The organism is Pseudomonas sp. NFACC43, from assembly GCF_900119645.1.
Lineage (GTDB): Bacteria > Pseudomonadota > Gammaproteobacteria > Pseudomonadales > Pseudomonadaceae > Aquipseudomonas.
In genome coordinates this window covers 829,178-845,256 of record NZ_FPKK01000001.1, presented here as the reverse complement: position 1 = coordinate 845,256, position 16,079 = coordinate 829,178, and the positions used below count along the sequence as shown (strand labels likewise).

The 16,079-nt window shown below is 61.7% G+C and carries 17 protein-coding genes and 1 pseudogene; all 18 read left to right on the top strand.

Features of this window, described 5'->3' with window-relative positions; all coding sequences use genetic code 11:
* Positions 1–3: 3 nt before the first annotated feature.
* The 18 genes and pseudogenes from fliJ (at position 4) to BT179_RS03585 (ending at position 16,064) form a co-directional block, all read left to right on the top strand.
* Positions 4–453: a flagellar export protein FliJ gene (fliJ, locus tag BT179_RS03670; RefSeq protein ID WP_053154949.1), complete on the top strand. Its 450-nt coding sequence runs from the start codon at positions 4–6 to the stop codon at positions 451–453.
* Positions 454–556: 103 nt separating this feature from the next.
* Positions 557–856 (top strand): annotated as a pseudogene (locus tag BT179_RS03665) (STAS domain-containing protein); the annotation flags it as partial.
* Positions 857–958: 102 nt separating this feature from the next.
* Complete coding sequence (locus tag BT179_RS03660; RefSeq protein WP_072389498.1) at positions 959–2,665, top strand: ATP-binding SpoIIE family protein phosphatase; 1,707 nt, start codon at positions 959–961, stop codon at positions 2,663–2,665.
* Positions 2,666–2,696: 31 nt separating this feature from the next.
* Positions 2,697–3,041 carry an Hpt domain-containing protein gene (locus tag BT179_RS03655; protein ID WP_042731736.1) on the top strand — a complete coding sequence of 115 codons (345 nt, stop codon included), beginning with the start codon at positions 2,697–2,699 and terminating at the stop codon, positions 3,039–3,041.
* A gap of 98 nt (positions 3,042–3,139) precedes the next feature.
* Positions 3,140–4,513, top strand: a complete 1,374-nt coding sequence (locus BT179_RS03650) for a flagellar hook-length control protein FliK (protein WP_072430258.1) — start codon at positions 3,140–3,142, stop codon at positions 4,511–4,513.
* A 198-nt stretch (positions 4,514–4,711) separates the two neighbouring features.
* Positions 4,712–5,215, top strand: coding sequence for a flagellar basal body-associated protein FliL (fliL, locus tag BT179_RS03645; protein ID WP_053154955.1), 504 nt, complete (start codon positions 4,712–4,714; stop codon positions 5,213–5,215).
* A gap of 9 nt (positions 5,216–5,224) precedes the next feature.
* A complete protein-coding gene (fliM, locus tag BT179_RS03640; protein WP_072389494.1) occupies positions 5,225–6,193 on the top strand; it encodes a flagellar motor switch protein FliM in 969 nt (322 codons plus the stop codon).
* Positions 6,194–6,258: 65 nt separating this feature from the next.
* Positions 6,259–6,717 (top strand): flagellar motor switch protein FliN, encoded by a 459-nt coding sequence (gene fliN / locus BT179_RS03635; protein ID WP_072389492.1) that lies wholly within the window; start codon positions 6,259–6,261, stop codon positions 6,715–6,717.
* A 27-nt stretch (positions 6,718–6,744) separates the two neighbouring features.
* Complete coding sequence (gene fliO / locus BT179_RS03630) at positions 6,745–7,152, top strand: flagellar biosynthetic protein FliO (RefSeq protein ID WP_092179770.1); 408 nt, start codon at positions 6,745–6,747, stop codon at positions 7,150–7,152.
* On the top strand, positions 7,152–7,901 hold the full coding sequence (gene fliP, locus BT179_RS03625) for a flagellar type III secretion system pore protein FliP (RefSeq protein WP_072389488.1): 750 nt from the start codon (positions 7,152–7,154) through the stop codon (positions 7,899–7,901). The genes fliO and fliP overlap by 1 nt, the downstream gene beginning before the upstream one ends.
* A gap of 23 nt (positions 7,902–7,924) precedes the next feature.
* On the top strand, positions 7,925–8,194 hold the full coding sequence (fliQ, locus tag BT179_RS03620; protein ID WP_003184009.1) for a flagellar biosynthesis protein FliQ: 270 nt from the start codon (positions 7,925–7,927) through the stop codon (positions 8,192–8,194).
* A gap of 10 nt (positions 8,195–8,204) precedes the next feature.
* Positions 8,205–8,981 (top strand): flagellar biosynthetic protein FliR, encoded by a 777-nt coding sequence (gene fliR / locus BT179_RS03615; protein WP_371128577.1) that lies wholly within the window; start codon positions 8,205–8,207, stop codon positions 8,979–8,981.
* Positions 8,982–8,984: 3 nt separating this feature from the next.
* Positions 8,985–10,121, top strand: a complete 1,137-nt coding sequence (gene flhB, locus BT179_RS03610; RefSeq protein ID WP_072389484.1) for a flagellar biosynthesis protein FlhB — start codon at positions 8,985–8,987, stop codon at positions 10,119–10,121.
* A 229-nt stretch (positions 10,122–10,350) separates the two neighbouring features.
* The gene (flhA, locus tag BT179_RS03605) at positions 10,351–12,480 is read left to right on the top strand and encodes a flagellar biosynthesis protein FlhA (protein ID WP_072430259.1); all 2,130 of its coding nucleotides are present in this window, start codon (positions 10,351–10,353) and stop codon (positions 12,478–12,480) included.
* 11 nt (positions 12,481–12,491) lie between these two features.
* On the top strand, positions 12,492–13,841 hold the full coding sequence (gene flhF / locus BT179_RS03600) for a flagellar biosynthesis GTPase FlhF (RefSeq protein ID WP_072389480.1): 1,350 nt from the start codon (positions 12,492–12,494) through the stop codon (positions 13,839–13,841).
* A gap of 114 nt (positions 13,842–13,955) precedes the next feature.
* Positions 13,956–14,786 (top strand): flagellar synthesis regulator FleN, encoded by an 831-nt coding sequence (fleN, locus tag BT179_RS03595; protein ID WP_003184001.1) that lies wholly within the window; start codon positions 13,956–13,958, stop codon positions 14,784–14,786.
* Complete coding sequence (fliA, locus tag BT179_RS03590; protein ID WP_072389477.1) at positions 14,783–15,526, top strand: RNA polymerase sigma factor FliA; 744 nt, start codon at positions 14,783–14,785, stop codon at positions 15,524–15,526. The genes fleN and fliA overlap by 4 nt, the downstream gene beginning before the upstream one ends.
* A 166-nt stretch (positions 15,527–15,692) precedes the next feature.
* A complete protein-coding gene (locus BT179_RS03585) occupies positions 15,693–16,064 on the top strand; it encodes a chemotaxis response regulator CheY (RefSeq protein WP_003183998.1) in 372 nt (123 codons plus the stop codon).
* The last annotated feature ends 15 nt before the right edge of the window (positions 16,065–16,079 follow it).

Below are 16,079 nucleotides of genomic sequence, written 5' to 3'. Positions count from 1 at the left end.
ATCATGGCCACGAGTCGTGCGGCGCGCCTGGCGCCCGTGGTGGACATGGCGGAAAAGGCCGAGAAGACCGCGGTCCAGCGGTTGGCGTATTTCCAGGGCCAGGTGGCCGTTGCCGAAAGCAAGCTGGCCGACCTGGAGAATTTCCGCCTGGAATATCAGGAACAATGGATCGCCCGTGGCAGCCACGGCGTTTCCGGCCAGTGGTTATTGGGCTATCAGGGGTTTCTCGCGCAGTTGGGGACGGCCATCGACCAGCAGCGCCAGAGCCTGGTCTGGCACCAGAACAACCTGGAGAAGGCGCGCCAGAGTTGGCAGGAGGCTTTCGCCCGCGTCGAAGGGCTGCGCAAACTGGTGCAGCGTTACATCGATGAGGCGCGACAGTTGGAAGACAAACGCGAGCAGAAGCTGCTGGATGAGCTGTCCCAGCGCCTGCCGCGCCAGGATCCGTTTTGACCGGGGCACTGGAATTTAGAGGGCGGGGCGATCCAAGGCCTTGCTCAGTCCTCTACCAGGTGCTACACCTTGTACACGTATGTCCATGACAGGGAAGCCTACTATGTCAGTCGTTACAGAAGTATCCGACGATGGGAAGAAACTGACGATTTCGATCAAGGGTCGTTTCGATTTCGGGCGGCACCAGGAATTTCGTGAATCTTACGAAAAGTTCCACAAGAAGCCCGAAACCTACGTCGTGGACCTGAAAGACACCACCTATCTCGACAGCTCCGCTTTGGGCATGTTGCTCCTGCTGCGTGATTACGCCGGGGGTGAAGACGCCGATGTGAGCGTCACCAACTGCGGTGCGGATGTGCGCAAGATTCTTGCGATCTCCAATTTCGACAAGCTGTTCGATATCGACGGCCCGAAGGAGGACAAGTCGGCGGCGAAAGATGACGGCGCGCAGAACGGCCACGCTCACCAGGACAAGTTCCATCTGGGCAAAGCCTGATCACCCGCCATGTTGTCCGATCTGGAGTCGCTGACGGTCCTGATTGCCGAGGACAGTGCCGCTGATCGGCTGCTGTTGTCCACCATTGTCCGTCGCCAGGGGCATCATGTGCTCACTGCAGCCGATGGTGCCGAGGCAGTGGAGGTGTACCAGCAGCAGCGTCCGCACCTGGTGCTGATGGACGCGATGATGCCCGTCATGGACGGGTTCGAGGCCGCGCAGAAGATCAAGCAGTTGGCCGGCGAGCAGCTGGTTCCGATCATCTTCCTCACGTCATTGACCGAAAGCGAGGCCTTGGCTCGTTGCCTGGAGGCCGGTGGCGACGATTTCCTGGCAAAACCCTATAACCAGGTGATCCTGGCCGCCAAGATCAAGGCGATGGATCGGTTGCGGCGTTTGCAGGCTACCGTCGTTGAGCAGCGCGACCAGATCGCCCGGCACCACGATTACCTGCTCAACGAACAGCGGGTCGCCAAGGCCGTGTTCGACAAGATCGCCCACTCCGGCTGTCTCAGCGCTCCGAACATCCGTTACCTGCAATCACCTTATGCCTTGTTCAACGGCGATCTGCTGCTGGCCGCGTTCAATCCGGCCGGCGACATGCATGTCCTGCTGGGGGATTTCACCGGCCACGGCCTGCCGGCGGCAGTCGGCGCGATGCCGCTGGCGGAGGTGTTCTACGGCATGACTGCCAAGGGCTACGGCCTGGCGCAGATCCTGCGGGAAATGAACGCCAAGCTCAAACGCATCCTGCCGGTCGACATGTTCTGCTGCGCGACGCTGTTGTGCCTGAGTTTTCAACGCGGCACGGTGGAAATCTGGAACGGCGGCATGCCCGACGGCTACCTGCATGACAGCCTCAGCGGGGCGCGCAAGCCATTGCCGGCGCGCCACCTGCCGTTGGGCGTGCTCACGCCACAGTTATTCGATGACCGTACCGAAGTGCATCCGATGGCGGTAGGGGATCGGGTATTCCTGCTGTCGGATGGCGTCATCGATACCAGTAACGAGGATGACGAACTGTTTGGCGTGGATCGGCTGCAGGCGGTCTTCGCCGCCAACCGCGAGCCGGACAGTCTTTTCGAAGACATCCAGCAGGCGCTGCGGGATTTTCGCGGCGAGGCCCGCGATGACTTCAGCATGGTGGAGGTGCGGATGGTGGCGCCGGCGCAACTCAACCCGCCGCCACCGGTCTATTCCGATAGCGGCCAGTCCAGCCCGCTGGACTGGTCGGTGAGCTTCGAGTTCCGGGCGCAGACGCTCAGGCGGTTCAATCCCATGCCGTACCTGTTGCAACTGTTGCTTGAAGTTCATGGGCTCAGGGCCCAGAGCGGTGCGCTCTACAGCGTACTCTCGGAGTTGTATTCCAACGCCCTGGAACATGGCGTGCTGGGGCTGGATTCGAGTATCAAGCGTGACGCGTCGGGTTTTGCGCGTTATTACACGGAGCGCAACTCACGCCTGGAAGAATTGAGTGACGGTCACATCCGGGTACACTTGCATATCACCCCTCATGGTGAGGGTGGCCGCCTGGTGATCGAGGTCGAAGACAGCGGCGAGGGCTTCGATGTCGCCCAGGTGCTGGCGCGACCTCTGGACTGCGACAGGCTGTCAGGGCGCGGTGTGAGCCTGGTACGGCAGTTGAGCCATCAGGCCCGTTGGTCAGACGATGGTCGTAGTGTCCGCGTGGAGTTTTTCTGGGAGGCTCTGGCATAATCCGCGCCATTCTTGATCAAGGAGCGAACAAGTGAGTGAGATTCATCTGGACCGCGATGTGCTCAGCACATTGAAGGAAGTCATGGAGGAAGGGTATCTGGAACTGCTGGACACCTTTCTCAACGATTCCGAGGCGCGCCTTCGCGTGCTGCACGAGGCTCGTGACGCTGAAAAACTGAGCGCCACGGCCCACAGCTTCAAGGGCAGCAGCAGCAACATGGGGGCCATCCGCCTGGCTGAGCTGTGCGGCGAGCTGGAGCAGCGTGCCAAGCAGCCCTCGCTGGGTGGCATCGAGAAGCTGGTCAGCGAGATCGACAGCGAATTTGCCCATGTTCGAAACCTCTGCAGGGAAGAGCGCGAAGGTTTCCACTGCTGAGCATGACCGACCGATTTCCAGCCTCTGCGGCGTTGGCCCGCCCCTTGCATTGACTTGTCTCGACTGTACCTATGATTTCAGTGCAGCGGAGACTTTTTATGCCCGTTACGCCCAATACACTGCTGCAGGCCACCACCCAGGCCAAGCCCCAGACCGCCGTCAATTCACCGGCAGCGGCCCCGGAGCCAGGAAATAGAGCCTTCAGCTTCGCGCAGGTCTTCGCCAAGCAGGCCCCCGTCAAATCACCGTCGGTACCTGAACCTTCGATGAAGCCGGTGCGCGACAAGACGCCCGACAACACCGTCAAGAAAGACGCCGGCAACGAAACGGCTGCCGCGCCAGAACCGACCGTTGCCGATAGCGGCAAACCCTTGCCCACCGACAAACCGGTCACCGCCGACGACCAGCAGGCCAGCGAGGAGCGCGACGATACGGCTGAAGCGCCCGTGGCCGAGGCTCCGCTTGCCGATCCGACACTGGACCCCGCCTTGCTGCCGGAGACTGCCGCATCGGTCGTGACCGTGGACGTTGCACCCACGCCGGTGGACGTTTGCTCCGCACCTCAGGTTGTCGCGGCGGTGGCGGCACCGGTTGCGCCCCTAGTGACGCCGGCCAAGGCTGAGGCTCCAGTGGTGGACCCGGAGTTCGATCCACAGGCTGACCCCCTCGATGCCCTGCCGGCGCTGCGCCTGGCAATGGAGCAGAGCGGCCATGTTTCCGCCGCCAGCCAGTCCAAGGCAGCCGCTACGGCGCCGCTCGAAGCCGAACAGACGTCCACGTCGGCCCAGACATTCGCCGCCGGCATGGCCAATATGCTCAGCGTCCAGGCTGACCAGGACAGCACCGGTCCGGGAAGCCAGGGCGGCGACAAGGCCTTCAGCGGCCTGATCAGCGAAGGGCTCAAGGATCTGGGGGGCGCTTCCAGCGATACCCGGGTGGATGATTTCGCCAACCGCCTGGCGGCGCTGACCCAGGCCGCCACGCCCAAGACTGCCAACGCGGTGCCGGTCAACCAGCCAATCGCCATGAACCAGAGCGGCTGGACCGAAGAGATCGTCAACCGGGTCATGTACCTGTCGAGCGCCAATCTCAAGGCGGCGGACATCCAGTTGCAGCCAGCCGAACTCGGACGCCTGGATATCCGGGTGAACATGATCCCGGACCAGCAGACCCAGGTTACCTTCATGAGCGCTCACTCCGGTGTGCGCGAAGCCCTCGAAGGCCAGATGCACCGCCTGCGCGACAGCTTCGCCCAGCAGGGCATGGGCCAGGTCGACGTCAGCGTGTCCGATCAATCCCGTGGCTCCCAGAACCCGGACCAGCAGGCGCAGCAGCAGGCCCAGGCCGGGCGCGCTTCGTCGACTGGCGCGCGCCTGGACTCCGGGGATGAAAACCTGCCGGCCGGCGCCGCCGAGGTGGCCACCAGCACCACCACCGTCATCGGTACCAGCGCCGTGGATTACTACGCCTGACCAGGCAAACAGACCCTGTGGGAGCGAGCCAGCTCGCCATGACTGTGGACCAGTCACCGATACGAGGTGACCGAGACTCCGTTATGGCGAGCAGGCTCGCTCCCACAGTGCTTTGTGCTCCCGACATGTTCTGGCATAACACTTGCTCCTGCCTTGCCATGCAACCGTAAACCCCCCGATTAGTGACGGATTATTGGCATGGCGAAGAGCGAAGCAGCAGCTGTAAAAGACCCTGCGACCAAAGGCAAACTCAAGATGATCATCCTGATCGTCGTGGGGCTGCTGCTGGCGATCGGTGTATCCGTGGGGGCGACCTGGTATTTCATGCACAACGCTCAAAGCAAGCCTGCGCCCGTGGCCGAAGCGGCACCGGTCGGCAAGCAGCCGGCGATTTTCGAGCCCATGGCGCCTGCGTTCGTGGCCAACTACACCCAGAACGGCCGTCAGCGCTACATGCAGGTCAGCATCACCCTGCTGGGTCGCAACCAGGCCGACCTGGAAGCCTTGCGGGTGCACATGCCGCTGATCCGCAATAACCTGGTGATGCTGTTTTCCGGACAGAACTTCGACACCCTGGCCACCCCTGTCGGCCAGGAAATGCTGCGTCAGAAAGCCACGGCCAGCGTGCAGGAAGTGGCACAGAAAGAACTCGGCAAAGTGGTGATCGAACAGTTGCTCTTCACTAACTTCGTATTGCAGTAGGAACACGACATGGCCGTGCAGGACCTGTTGTCCCAGGACGAAATCGATGCGCTGTTGCATGGTGTCGACGACGGCCTGGTGCAAACCGAAACCGCTACTGAACCGGGCAGCGTCAAAAGCTACGACCTGACCAGCCAGGATCGCATCGTTCGCGGACGCATGCCGACCCTGGAGATGATCAACGAGCGCTTTGCCCGATACACCCGTATCAGCATGTTCAACATGCTGCGCCGTTCGGCCGACGTGGCCGTCGGCGGCGTGCAGGTGATGAAATTCGGTGAGTACGTGCATTCGCTGTACGTGCCCACCAGCCTGAACCTGGTCAAGATCAAGCCGTTGCGCGGCACCGCGCTGTTCATCCTGGATGCCAAGCTGGTGTTCAAGCTGGTGGACAATTTCTTCGGCGGAGATGGTCGTCACGCCAAGATCGAAGGGCGTGAATTCACCCCCACCGAGCTGCGAGTGGTGCGTATGGTGCTGGAGCAGGCCTTCATCGACCTGAAGGAGGCCTGGCAGGCGATCATGGAAGTGAACTTCGAGTACATCAACTCGGAAGTGAACCCGGCCATGGCCAACATCGTCGGCCCGAGCGAGGCCATCGTGGTGTCGACTTTCCATATCGAGCTCGATGGCGGTGGAGGTGACCTGCACGTGACCATGCCGTATTCGATGATCGAGCCGGTGCGCGAGATGCTCGACGCCGGTTTCCAGTCGGACCTCGACGACCAGGACGAGCGCTGGATCAATGCCCTGCGCCAGGACGTGCTGGACGTGGACGTGCCGATTGGCGCGACTGTCGCGCGGCGTCAACTGCGCCTGCGGGACATCCTGCACATGCAGCCGGGGGACATCATCCCCGTCGAGATGCCGGAAGACATGATCATGCGTGCCAACGGCGTACCGGCCTTCAAGGTCAAGATGGGCTCTCACAAAGGCAACCTCGCGTTGCAAGTGATCGAGCCGATCGAACGCCGCTGAGCAGTGTCGAAACTTTTTAGCGGATTTTACGTTTCTAACTGATTTTTGCCCGCCGAGGACAAACGATGGCTAACGATATGAACAACCAGGACGACCAGGCGCTGGCCGACGAATGGGCCGCTGCCCTGGAAGAAGCTGGCGAAAGCGGACAGGCCGACATCGACGCCTTGCTGGCAGCCGACACCGGCGCCGCTGCGTCCAACCGCCTGCCCATGGAAGAGTTCGGCAGCGTGCCCAAGAGCCACGAGCCCGTGACGCTGGACGGTCCGAACCTGGACGTGATTCTCGATATCCCGGTGTCGATTTCCATGGAAGTGGGCAGCACCGACATCAACATCCGCAACCTGCTGCAGCTCAACCAGGGTTCGGTGATCGAGTTGGACCGCCTGGCCGGCGAGCCCCTGGACGTGCTGGTCAACGGCACCCTGATCGCCCATGGCGAAGTGGTGGTGGTCAACGAGAAGTTCGGCATCCGCCTGACGGACGTGATCAGCCCGAGCGAACGCATCAAGAAGCTGCGCTGAGTGAAGGGGTTTATCGCAGCGGCCCTCATGCTGCCCTTCAGCGTGCTGGCGGCCGAACCGGCGGCGACCACCACGGCCACGGCGTCCGGCAGCAGTATGGCCGGGCAATTGGCGCAGCTGGTGCTGGGCCTGTTGCTGGTGCTGGGGCTGATCTTTTTCCTCGCCTGGTTGCTGCGCCGCGTGCAACAGGCGGGGCCGGCCGGCAAGGGCCAGGTCATCGATATCGTCGGCTCGCGCGCTCTTGGCCCGCGGGACCGGCTGGTGCTGGTGCAGGTGGGCAACGAGCAGATCCTGCTGGGCCTGAGCCCTGGCACGATCACCGCGTTGCACGTGCTCAAGGAGCCGGTGCAGGTGCCGTCCACCGAGCAGGCCACTCCCGAATTTGCCCAGCGCCTCATGGAACTGCTGGGTAAAGACCAGAAGGATAAGAAGTAATGCCGTTGCGCATTCTGTTGACGCTGGCGCTGATGCTGGCCGCGCCGTTGGCGTTCGCCGCCGATCCGTTGTCGATCCCGGCGATCACCCTGGGGACCAACGCAGAAGGGGCCCAGGAATACTCGGTCAGCCTGCAGATCCTGCTGATCATGACTGCGCTGAGCTTCATCCCGGCGTTCGTCATGCTGATGACCAGCTTTACCCGGATCATCATTGTCTTTTCCATTCTGCGCCAGGCCCTGGGCTTGCAGCAGACGCCGTCGAACCAGATCCTCACCGGCATGGCGCTGTTCCTGACCATGTTCATCATGGCCCCGGTGTTCGATCGGGTGAACCAGGATGCGCTGCAGCCTTACCTGGCGGAGAAGATCACTGCCCAGGACGCCGTGGCCAAGGCCGAGGTGCCGGTCAAGGATTTCATGCTGGCGCAAACCCGCAGCAGCGACCTGGAGCTGTTCATGCGCCTGTCCAAGCGCACCGACATCGCCAGCCCCGACCAGGCGCCGCTGACCATCCTGGTGCCGGCGTTCGTGACCTCCGAGCTCAAGACCGCATTCCAGATCGGCTTCATGATTTTCATCCCGTTCCTGATCATTGACCTGGTGGTCGCCAGTATCCTCATGGCCATGGGCATGATGATGCTGTCGCCGCTGATCATTTCCCTGCCGTTCAAGATCATGCTGTTCGTCCTGGTGGATGGCTGGGCATTGATCATCGGCACCCTGGCGGGCAGTTTCGGCGGTGTTTAGACCCCTTGCGCGAGTAGGACGATATGACGCCTGAAGTAGCGGTAGACCTGTTCCGCGAGGCTCTCTGGCTGACCACCATGATGGTTGCCATCCTGGTCATCCCCAGCCTGTTGGTGGGGCTGCTGGTGGCCATGTTCCAGGCCGCCACCCAGATCAACGAACAGACCCTGAGCTTCCTGCCACGCCTGCTGGTCATGCTGGTGACGCTGATTGTCGCCGGTCCCTGGCTGGTGCAAACCTTCATGGAATACATCCTGCAGTTGTACGGCAGTATTCCGCAGTTGATCGGTTGACCCGATGTCGATGCTCGCACTGACGGACACCCAGATCAGTACCTGGGTGGCGTCGTTCATCCTGCCGCTGTTTCGCGTGACCGCCGTGTTGATGAGCATGCCGGTCTTCGGCACGACCCTGGTGCCGACCCGCGTGCGCCTGTATTTCGCCCTGGCGATCACGGTAGTCATCGTGCCCGGGCTGCCGCCGATGCCCCCGGTCAATGCCCTGGACCTCAGTGCGCTGATGCTGGTGGCCGAACAGATCCTCATCGGAGTCCTGATGGGGTTTTCGCTGCAGTTGTTTTTCCAGGCGTTCGTGGTGGCGGGGCAGATCATTTCGATCCAGATGGGCATGGCCTTCGCTTCCATGATCGACCCCACCAACGGCGTCAACACGGCCGTCATCGGGCAGCTCCTGACCATGCTGGTGACCCTGCTGTTCCTCTCCATGAACGGACACCTGGTGGTTTTCGAAGTCATGACCGAGAGTTTCACCACGTTGCCGGTGGGCAGCGCGATGCTGGTCAATCATTTCTGGGACGTCGCCGGCAAGCTAGGCTGGGTCCTGGGGGCGGCGATGCTGCTGGTATTGCCGGCGATCACTGCGCTGCTGGTGGTCAACATCGCGTTTGGCGTGATGACCCGGGCGGCGCCGCAGTTGAACATTTTTTCCATCGGTTTCCCGCTGACCCTGGTGCTGGGCATGGTGATTTTCTGGGTCAGCCTGGGGGATATTCTCAACCAGTACCAGCCGCTGGCCACCCAGGCCTTGCAGTTGCTGCGTGACATGGCACAGGCGCGCTGAACCATGGCCGAGAGCGAAAGCGGTCAGGACAAGACAGAAGACCCCACGGAGAAACGCCGTAGAGAGTCCCGTGAAAAGGGCGAGATCGCGCGCTCCAAGGAGCTCAATACCCTTGCGATCATGCTCGCCGGCGCTGGCGGCCTGCTGATTTACGGGGGCGGCCTGGCTCTGGATCTGTTGGAAATCATGCGCCTGAATTTTTCCTTGCCCCGGGAGGTGCTGCTGAGCCCCGGCGCGATGGCGCAGTACCTGTTGCATTCCGGCAAGATCGCCATCCTGGCGATTCAGCCAGTCCTGATTTTTTTGTTGCTGGCAGCCTTCATCGGTCCGATTTCCCTGGGCGGATGGCTATTCGCCGCCGGGAGCCTGGCCCCCAAGTTCAGTCGGATGAATCCGGCGGCCGGCCTCAAGCGCATGTTTTCCACCACGGCACTGATGGAGCTGCTCAAGGCATTCGGCAAGTTCCTGTTGGTCCTGTCCGTTGCATTGGTGGTATTGCAGGCCGATATCGACGACGTGCTGCGCATCGCCCATGAACCACTGGAGCAGGCCATTATCCATAGCGTGCAACTGGTGGGCTGGAGCACGTTGTGGATGGCCTGTGGCTTGATCCTGATCGCCGCTATCGATGTGCCGATCCAGCTCTATCAGAGCAAGCAGAAACTGATGATGACCAAGCAGGAGGTGCGCGACGAGTACAAGGACTCGGAGGGCAAGCCGGAGGTCAAGCAGCGGATTCGTCAGTTGCAGCGCGAGGTATCCCAGCGGCGGATGATGGCGGCAATCCCGGAAGCCGACGTGGTCATTACCAACCCGACCCACTATGCCGTGGCGCTCAAATACGATCCTGACAAAGGCAACGCCCCGGTATTGCTGGCCAAGGGCAGCGACTTCCTGGCATTGAAGATCCGTGAAATCGCCGTGGCCAATGAAGTGATGCTGCTCGAATCTCCGGCGCTGGCACGTTCCATTTACTACTCCACCGAACTCGACCAGGAAATCCCCGGTGGCCTGTATCTGGCGGTGGCCCAGGTACTGGCCTACGTCTATCAGATCCGTCAGCACCGCGCTGGCAAGGGCAAGCGTCCCGAGCCGCTCAAGGACCTGCCGATCCCGCCGGACCTGCGCCGCGATTCCTGAGCCATGAACCCGCCCCCTGTGGGGGCGAGCCTGCTCGCGAACGCGATGCTCCATTCGACCATCGGATGCGCCTGACAAATCGCAGTCGCGGGCAGGCTCGCTGCCACCGCGTGCATTCGTTTCGCCCGCTCTGTTTCGGCTGTCGGCAAAAGTTGGAAGGCTTCTTGCAATACCCCGTCTGCGCCCGCTCTGGGCGTCAAAAGTTTGCTTCACGGAACGGGGAATATCGGTGGATCGCTCTCAGTTACTCAGCACCGCGCGCAGCAACGTCGTAGACCTCAGCCGGGGCAATCTGGGCGTGCCGCTGTTGCTGCTGGTCATGCTGGCCATGATGATGCTGCCGGTACCACCGTTCCTGCTGGACGTGTTCTTCACGTTCAACATCGCTTTGTCCATCGTCGTACTGCTGGTGTGCGTGTATGCCTTGCGCCCACTGGATTTCGCGGTCTTCCCCACCATCCTGCTGGTGGCCACGCTGTTGCGCCTGGCGCTGAACGTGGCGTCCACTCGCGTGGTCATGCTCCACGGCCAGGAAGGTCACGCCGCTGCCGGTAAGGTGATCCAGGCCTTCGGTGAGGTGGTGATTGGTGGCAACTACGTGGTCGGTATCGTGGTGTTCGCCATCCTCATGATCATCAACTTCGTGGTGGTGACCAAGGGTGCCGGGCGGATTTCGGAGGTGAGCGCGCGCTTTACCCTCGATGCGATGCCAGGCAAGCAGATGGCGATCGATGCCGACCTCAACGCCGGTCTGATCGACCAGGGCCAGGCCAAGGCACGCCGCCTTGAAGTGGCCCAGGAAGCCGAGTTCTACGGCTCCATGGACGGTGCGAGCAAGTTCGTGCGCGGTGACGCCATCGCCGGCTTGCTGATCCTCTTCATCAACCTGATCGGCGGCATGGCGGTCGGTATCTTCCAGCACAACATGAGTTTCGGCGATGCGGGCAAGGTCTATGCCTTGCTGACCATCGGTGACGGTTTGGTGGCGCAATTGCCATCACTGTTGTTATCCACAGCCGCGGCGATCATGGTGACCCGTGCCTCGGGCTCCGAAGACATGGGCAAGCAGATCGGCCGGCAGATGTTCGCCTCGCCCAAGGCCCTGGCCGTGGCCGCCGGCCTGATGGCGGTGATGGGCCTGGTGCCGGGCATGCCGCACGTTTCCTTCCTGACCATGGCTGCCGTGGCCGCGGGCGGCGCCTATCTGTTCTGGAAGAAGCAGAACGAGCAGAAGGTCCAGGCCCTGCAGGAGGTCAAGCGCCAGCAGGAATTGCTGCCATCGCCGGCCCGTGCCATGGAAACCAAGGAGCTGGGCTGGGACGACGTGACCCCCATCGACATGATCGGCCTGGAAGTCGGTTACCGCCTCATCCCGCTGGTCGACCGCAACCAGGGCGGCCAGTTGCTGGCACGGATCAAGGGCGTGCGCAAGAAGCTGTCCCAGGACCTGGGTTTCCTGATGCCCACCGTGCATATCCGTGACAACCTCGACCTGGCCCCAAGCGCCTATCGCCTGACCTTGATGGGGGTGATCCTGGCGGAAGCCGAGATCTATCCGGACCGCGAGTTGGCCATCAACCCGGGGCAGGTCTATGGTTCGCTCAACGGCATCACCGCCAAGGATCCGGCTTTCGGTCTCGAGGCGGTGTGGATCGAAATCAGCCAGCGAGCCCAGGCCCAGTCCCTCGGCTACACCGTGGTGGACGCCAGTACCGTGGTCGCGACCCATTTGAACCAGATTCTGTACAAGCACTCCAGCGAGCTGATTGGCCACGAGGAAGTCCAGCAATTGCTGCAGGTACTGGCCAAGGGCTCTCCAAAACTGGCCGAAGAGCTGGTGCCTGGCGTGGTTTCGTTGTCTCAGTTGCTCAAGGTGCTGCAAGCGCTGCTGGCCGAACAGGTACCGGTTCGCGACATTCGCAGCATTGCCGAAGCGATCGCCAACAACGCTTCCAAGAGTCAAGATACCGCCGCCCTGGTGGCTGCAGTGCGGGTCGGCGTGTCCCGTGCAATCGTCCAAAGCATTGTAGGTACTGAGTCCGAGCTGCCTGTGATCACTCTGGAGCCAAGGTTGGAACAGATATTGCTCAATAGTCTTCAGAAGGCAGGACAAGGCTCGGAAGAGGGTGTTCTGCTGGAGCCAAGCATGGCCGAGAAGCTGCAACGTTCGTTGATCGAGGCAGCCCAGCGGCAGGAAATGCAAGGTCAACCGGTGATCCTGCTGGTGGCAGGTCCGATTCGCGCAATGCTCTCGCGCTTCGGCCGCCTCGCAGTCCCGGGCCTGCATGTGCTGGCTTACCAGGAAATACCGGACAACAAGCAAGTGACCATTGTTGCGACAGTAGGGCCCAACGGCTGAGGTAGTGGTTTATGCAAGTGAAGCGTTTTTTCGCCGCCGATATGCGTCAGGCCATGAAACTGGTTCGTGACGAGCTGGGCGCCGAAGCAGCCATCATCGGCAACCGCCGGATCGCCGGCGGTGTCGAGCTGACGGCGGCCCTGGACTACAAATTGTCTGCGTTGGCCCCGCGGGTTCCGAACATGGAACTTGAGGATGAGCTGCGCAAGACCCAGTCGCGCATCGCCAGTGCCCAGGCCGAATTGAGCCTGCGCAGCAGCGAAGGCGAGGCCGCCGCCGGCACCAATCGTCAATTGTTCGCCGGCCAGCCGCTGACTGCCGGCCTGCCCTTGACCGCTGCCGAGCCGCTGATCGAGCCGACCCCGGCCGAGCCGCGTCGTCCGGCCCCGGCTCCGGCCGCGCCCGCCCCGGGTATCGACCCACGGGCCCTGGATTCGATGCGTTTCGAGCTCAACAGCCTGCGCGAGCTGATGGAAGTCCAGCTCGGCTCCCTGGCCTGGAACCAGCTGCAAGGCAGCCGCCCGGCCCAGGCCAACCTGTGGCGTCGCCTGCAACGCATCGGCCTGTCCGGTCCGTTGGCCCGCGACCTGCTGGCGCTGATCAACGATATCGAGGAGCCTCGCCAGGCCTGGCGCATGCTGCTGGCGCACCTGGCGCGGATGATCGCCACGCCGGAAGTCGAGCCGCTGGAAGAGGGCGGGGTGATTGCGATGGTCGGTCCGGCCGGCATGGGCAAGACCACCACCCTGGCCAAGCTGGCCGCCCGTTATGTGCTCAAGTACGGTTCCCAGAGCATTGCCCTGGTGAGCATGGACAGTTTCCGCATCGGCGCCCAGGAGCAACTCAAGACCCTGGGTCGGATCCTCAATGTGTCGGTGACCCACGTGGACCCGGGCCAATCCCTGGCCCAGGCGCTGGAGCCGCTGCTGCGCAAGCGTGTCGTGCTGATCGATACCGCCGGCCTGCAAGCCAGCGACCCGGCCCTGCGCATGCAGCTTGAAAGCCTGGCCGGTCGCGGTATACGGTCAAAAAATTATCTCGTGTTGGCAACCACCAGCCAGAAACAGGTTCTAACGGCCGCTTATCACAGCTACAAACGCTGTGGTCTGGCCGGTTGCATCCTGACCAAGCTGGACGAAACGGCAAGCCTGGGCGAGGTGTTGAGCCTGGCGATCGGTCACGATCTGCCGGTGGCGTACCTGACCGATGGGCCGCGGATCCCGGATGATTTGCATCTGCCGCGTCGTCATCAACTGGTCAGTCGCGCCGTGAGTGTGCAAATGCAGGACGAACCCAGCGAAGAAGCCATGGCTGACATGTTCGCTGATATCTACCACAGCCCTACCAAGCAGGTCGGCTGAGGTAATCATGAATATTTTTTGTACCTACATCGATGGTCTGCCATGCAATGTTCAGTATGAACGCGCAGCCAGTAATGTGGCCTCCGTCTAAGTAAGACAAGGTAAAGAACGAACATGGGCAGCATGCATCCCGTACAGGTGATCGCGGTGACCGGCGGCAAAGGTGGCGTCGGCAAGACTAACGTGTCAGTGAACTTGTCCCTGGCTCTGGCAGAGCTTGGCCGACGGGTCATGCTGCTGGACGCCGACCTGGGCCTGGCGAACGTCGACGTGCTGCTGGGGCTTACCCCCAAGCGCACCCTGGCGGACGTCATCGAAGGTCGCTGCGAATTGCGCGACGTGCTGCTGCAAGGGCCCGGCGGGATTCGCATCGTGCCGGCCGCCTCCGGCACCCAGAGCATGGTTCATCTGACCCCGGCCCAGCACGCCGGCCTGATCCAGGCATTCAGCGACATTGGCGATAACCTCGATGTGCTGGTGATCGATACCGCGGCCGGTATCGGTGACTCGGTCGTCAGTTTCGTACGCGCCGCCCAGGAGGTGTTGCTGGTGGTCTGCGACGAACCGACGTCCATCACCGACGCCTATGCCCTGATCAAGCTACTGAACCGCGACTATGGCATGAACCGCTTCCGCGTCCTGGCCAACATGGCCCAGAGCCCACAGGAGGGACGCAACCTGTTCGCCAAGTTGACCAAGGTCACGGATCGCTTCCTGGACGTTGCGCTTCAATACGTGGGGGCCGTGCCCTACGACGAAAGCGTACGCAAGGCCGTCCAGAAGCAACGTGCCGTCTATGAAGCCTTTCCACGTTCCAAATGCGCGCTGGCGTTCAAGGCGATCGCCCAGAAGGTCGATACCTGGCCACTGCCGGCCAACCCACGCGGGCATCTGGAATTTTTCGTCGAGCGTCTCGTGCAACAAACAGCAGGGCCCGTGTTATGACAGCCAGCGGTTACAACCATCTCTACAAGAAATCGGCACGGGACGCCCAATACGAATTGATCGAGCGTTACGCGCCCCTGGTCAAGCGCATTGCCTATCACTTGCTGGCGCGCCTGCCGGCCAGTGTCCAGGTCGAAGACCTGATCCAGGCAGGCATGATCGGCCTGCTCGAAGTGGCGAACAAATACGACGCCAGCAAGGGTGCCAGTTTCGAGACCTATGCCGGTATCCGCATTCGTGGCGCGATGCTCGATGAGGTCCGCAAGGGCGATTGGGCACCGCGTTCGGTACACCGTAATACCCGAATGGTCAGTGACGCGATTCGCGCCATCGAATCTAAAACCGGACGTGACGCTAAAGATCACGAGGTTGCGGCCGAACTCCAGTTGAGTCTCGACGATTATTACGGGATTTTGAACGATACCCTGGGCAGCCGCCTGTTCAGTTTCGACGACCTGTTGCAGGACGGCGAGCACGAAGGGCTGCATGAGGATGGCGCAAGTGCCTATATGGAGCCGTCGCGTGACCTGGAAGATGAACGTTTCCAGAGTGCGTTGGCGGATGCGATTGCCAATTTGCCGGAGCGTGAGCGACTGGTCTTGGCGCTGTACTACGACGAAGAGCTGAACCTCAAGGAAATCGGTGAGGTCCTGGGGGTCAGCGAATCGCGGGTCAGCCAGTTACACAGCCAGTGCGCGGCCCGTTTGCGGGGGCGTTTGGGGGAGTGGCGAGCGCGCTGACAGCGGGCAGGGGAGCGCAGCGGACGAGGTTGGCGGGGCAAGTTCCCATCAGTCGCCGTACGGTGCGCACCGGACCGTTGTCGAGTGTTGTGCCGGATTGATTGAAATGGCGCGTTCAGGTGCTGGACACGTTTAAGACTGCTTGGAGGTCGAATTGGACAAGAACATGAAAATCCTCATCGTTGACGATTTTTCAACGATGCGGCGGATCATTAAGAACCTGTTGCGTGACCTTGGGTTCACCAACACGGTTGAGGCCGACGATGGCACCACCGCCATCCCGGTCCTCAACAGCGGGAGCATCGACTTTCTGGTGACTGACTGGAACATGCCCGGCATGACCGGTATCGACTTGCTGCGTCATGTACGCGCCGATGAAAAACTCAAGCACCTTCCCGTGCTGATGGTCACCGCCGAAGCCAAGCGCGAGCAGATCATCGAAGCGGCCCAGGCCGGTGTGAACGGCTATGTGGTCAAACCCTTCACGGCCCAGGCGTTGAAAGAGAAGATCGAGAAAATCTTCGAACGCATCGGTTAATGGCGCCACGGGGGA

Excerpts from the sequence above, each read along its gene's own strand:
- fliJ (WP_053154949.1), top strand. The coding sequence starts at position 4 with ATGGCCACGAGTCGTGCGGCGCGCCTGGCGCCCGTGGTGGACATGGCG.
- BT179_RS03660 (WP_072389498.1), top strand. The coding sequence starts at position 959 with ATGTTGTCCGATCTGGAGTCGCTGACGGTCCTGATTGCCGAGGACAGT.
- BT179_RS03650 (WP_072430258.1), top strand. The coding sequence starts at position 3,140 with ATGCCCGTTACGCCCAATACACTGCTGCAGGCCACCACCCAGGCCAAG.
- fliL (WP_053154955.1), top strand. The coding sequence starts at position 4,712 with ATGGCGAAGAGCGAAGCAGCAGCTGTAAAAGACCCTGCGACCAAAGGC.
- fliM (WP_072389494.1), top strand. The coding sequence starts at position 5,225 with ATGGCCGTGCAGGACCTGTTGTCCCAGGACGAAATCGATGCGCTGTTG.
- fliN (WP_072389492.1), top strand. The coding sequence starts at position 6,259 with ATGGCTAACGATATGAACAACCAGGACGACCAGGCGCTGGCCGACGAA.
- fliO (WP_092179770.1), top strand. The coding sequence starts at position 6,745 with ATGCTGCCCTTCAGCGTGCTGGCGGCCGAACCGGCGGCGACCACCACG.
- fliP (WP_072389488.1), top strand. The coding sequence starts at position 7,152 with ATGCCGTTGCGCATTCTGTTGACGCTGGCGCTGATGCTGGCCGCGCCG.
- fliQ (WP_003184009.1), top strand. The coding sequence starts at position 7,925 with ATGACGCCTGAAGTAGCGGTAGACCTGTTCCGCGAGGCTCTCTGGCTG.
- fliR (WP_371128577.1), top strand. The coding sequence starts at position 8,205 with ATGCTCGCACTGACGGACACCCAGATCAGTACCTGGGTGGCGTCGTTC.
- flhB (WP_072389484.1), top strand. The coding sequence starts at position 8,985 with ATGGCCGAGAGCGAAAGCGGTCAGGACAAGACAGAAGACCCCACGGAG.
- flhF (WP_072389480.1), top strand. The coding sequence starts at position 12,492 with ATGCAAGTGAAGCGTTTTTTCGCCGCCGATATGCGTCAGGCCATGAAA.
- fleN (WP_003184001.1), top strand. The coding sequence starts at position 13,956 with ATGGGCAGCATGCATCCCGTACAGGTGATCGCGGTGACCGGCGGCAAA.
- fliA (WP_072389477.1), top strand. The coding sequence starts at position 14,783 with ATGACAGCCAGCGGTTACAACCATCTCTACAAGAAATCGGCACGGGAC.
- BT179_RS03585 (WP_003183998.1), top strand. The coding sequence starts at position 15,693 with ATGAAAATCCTCATCGTTGACGATTTTTCAACGATGCGGCGGATCATT.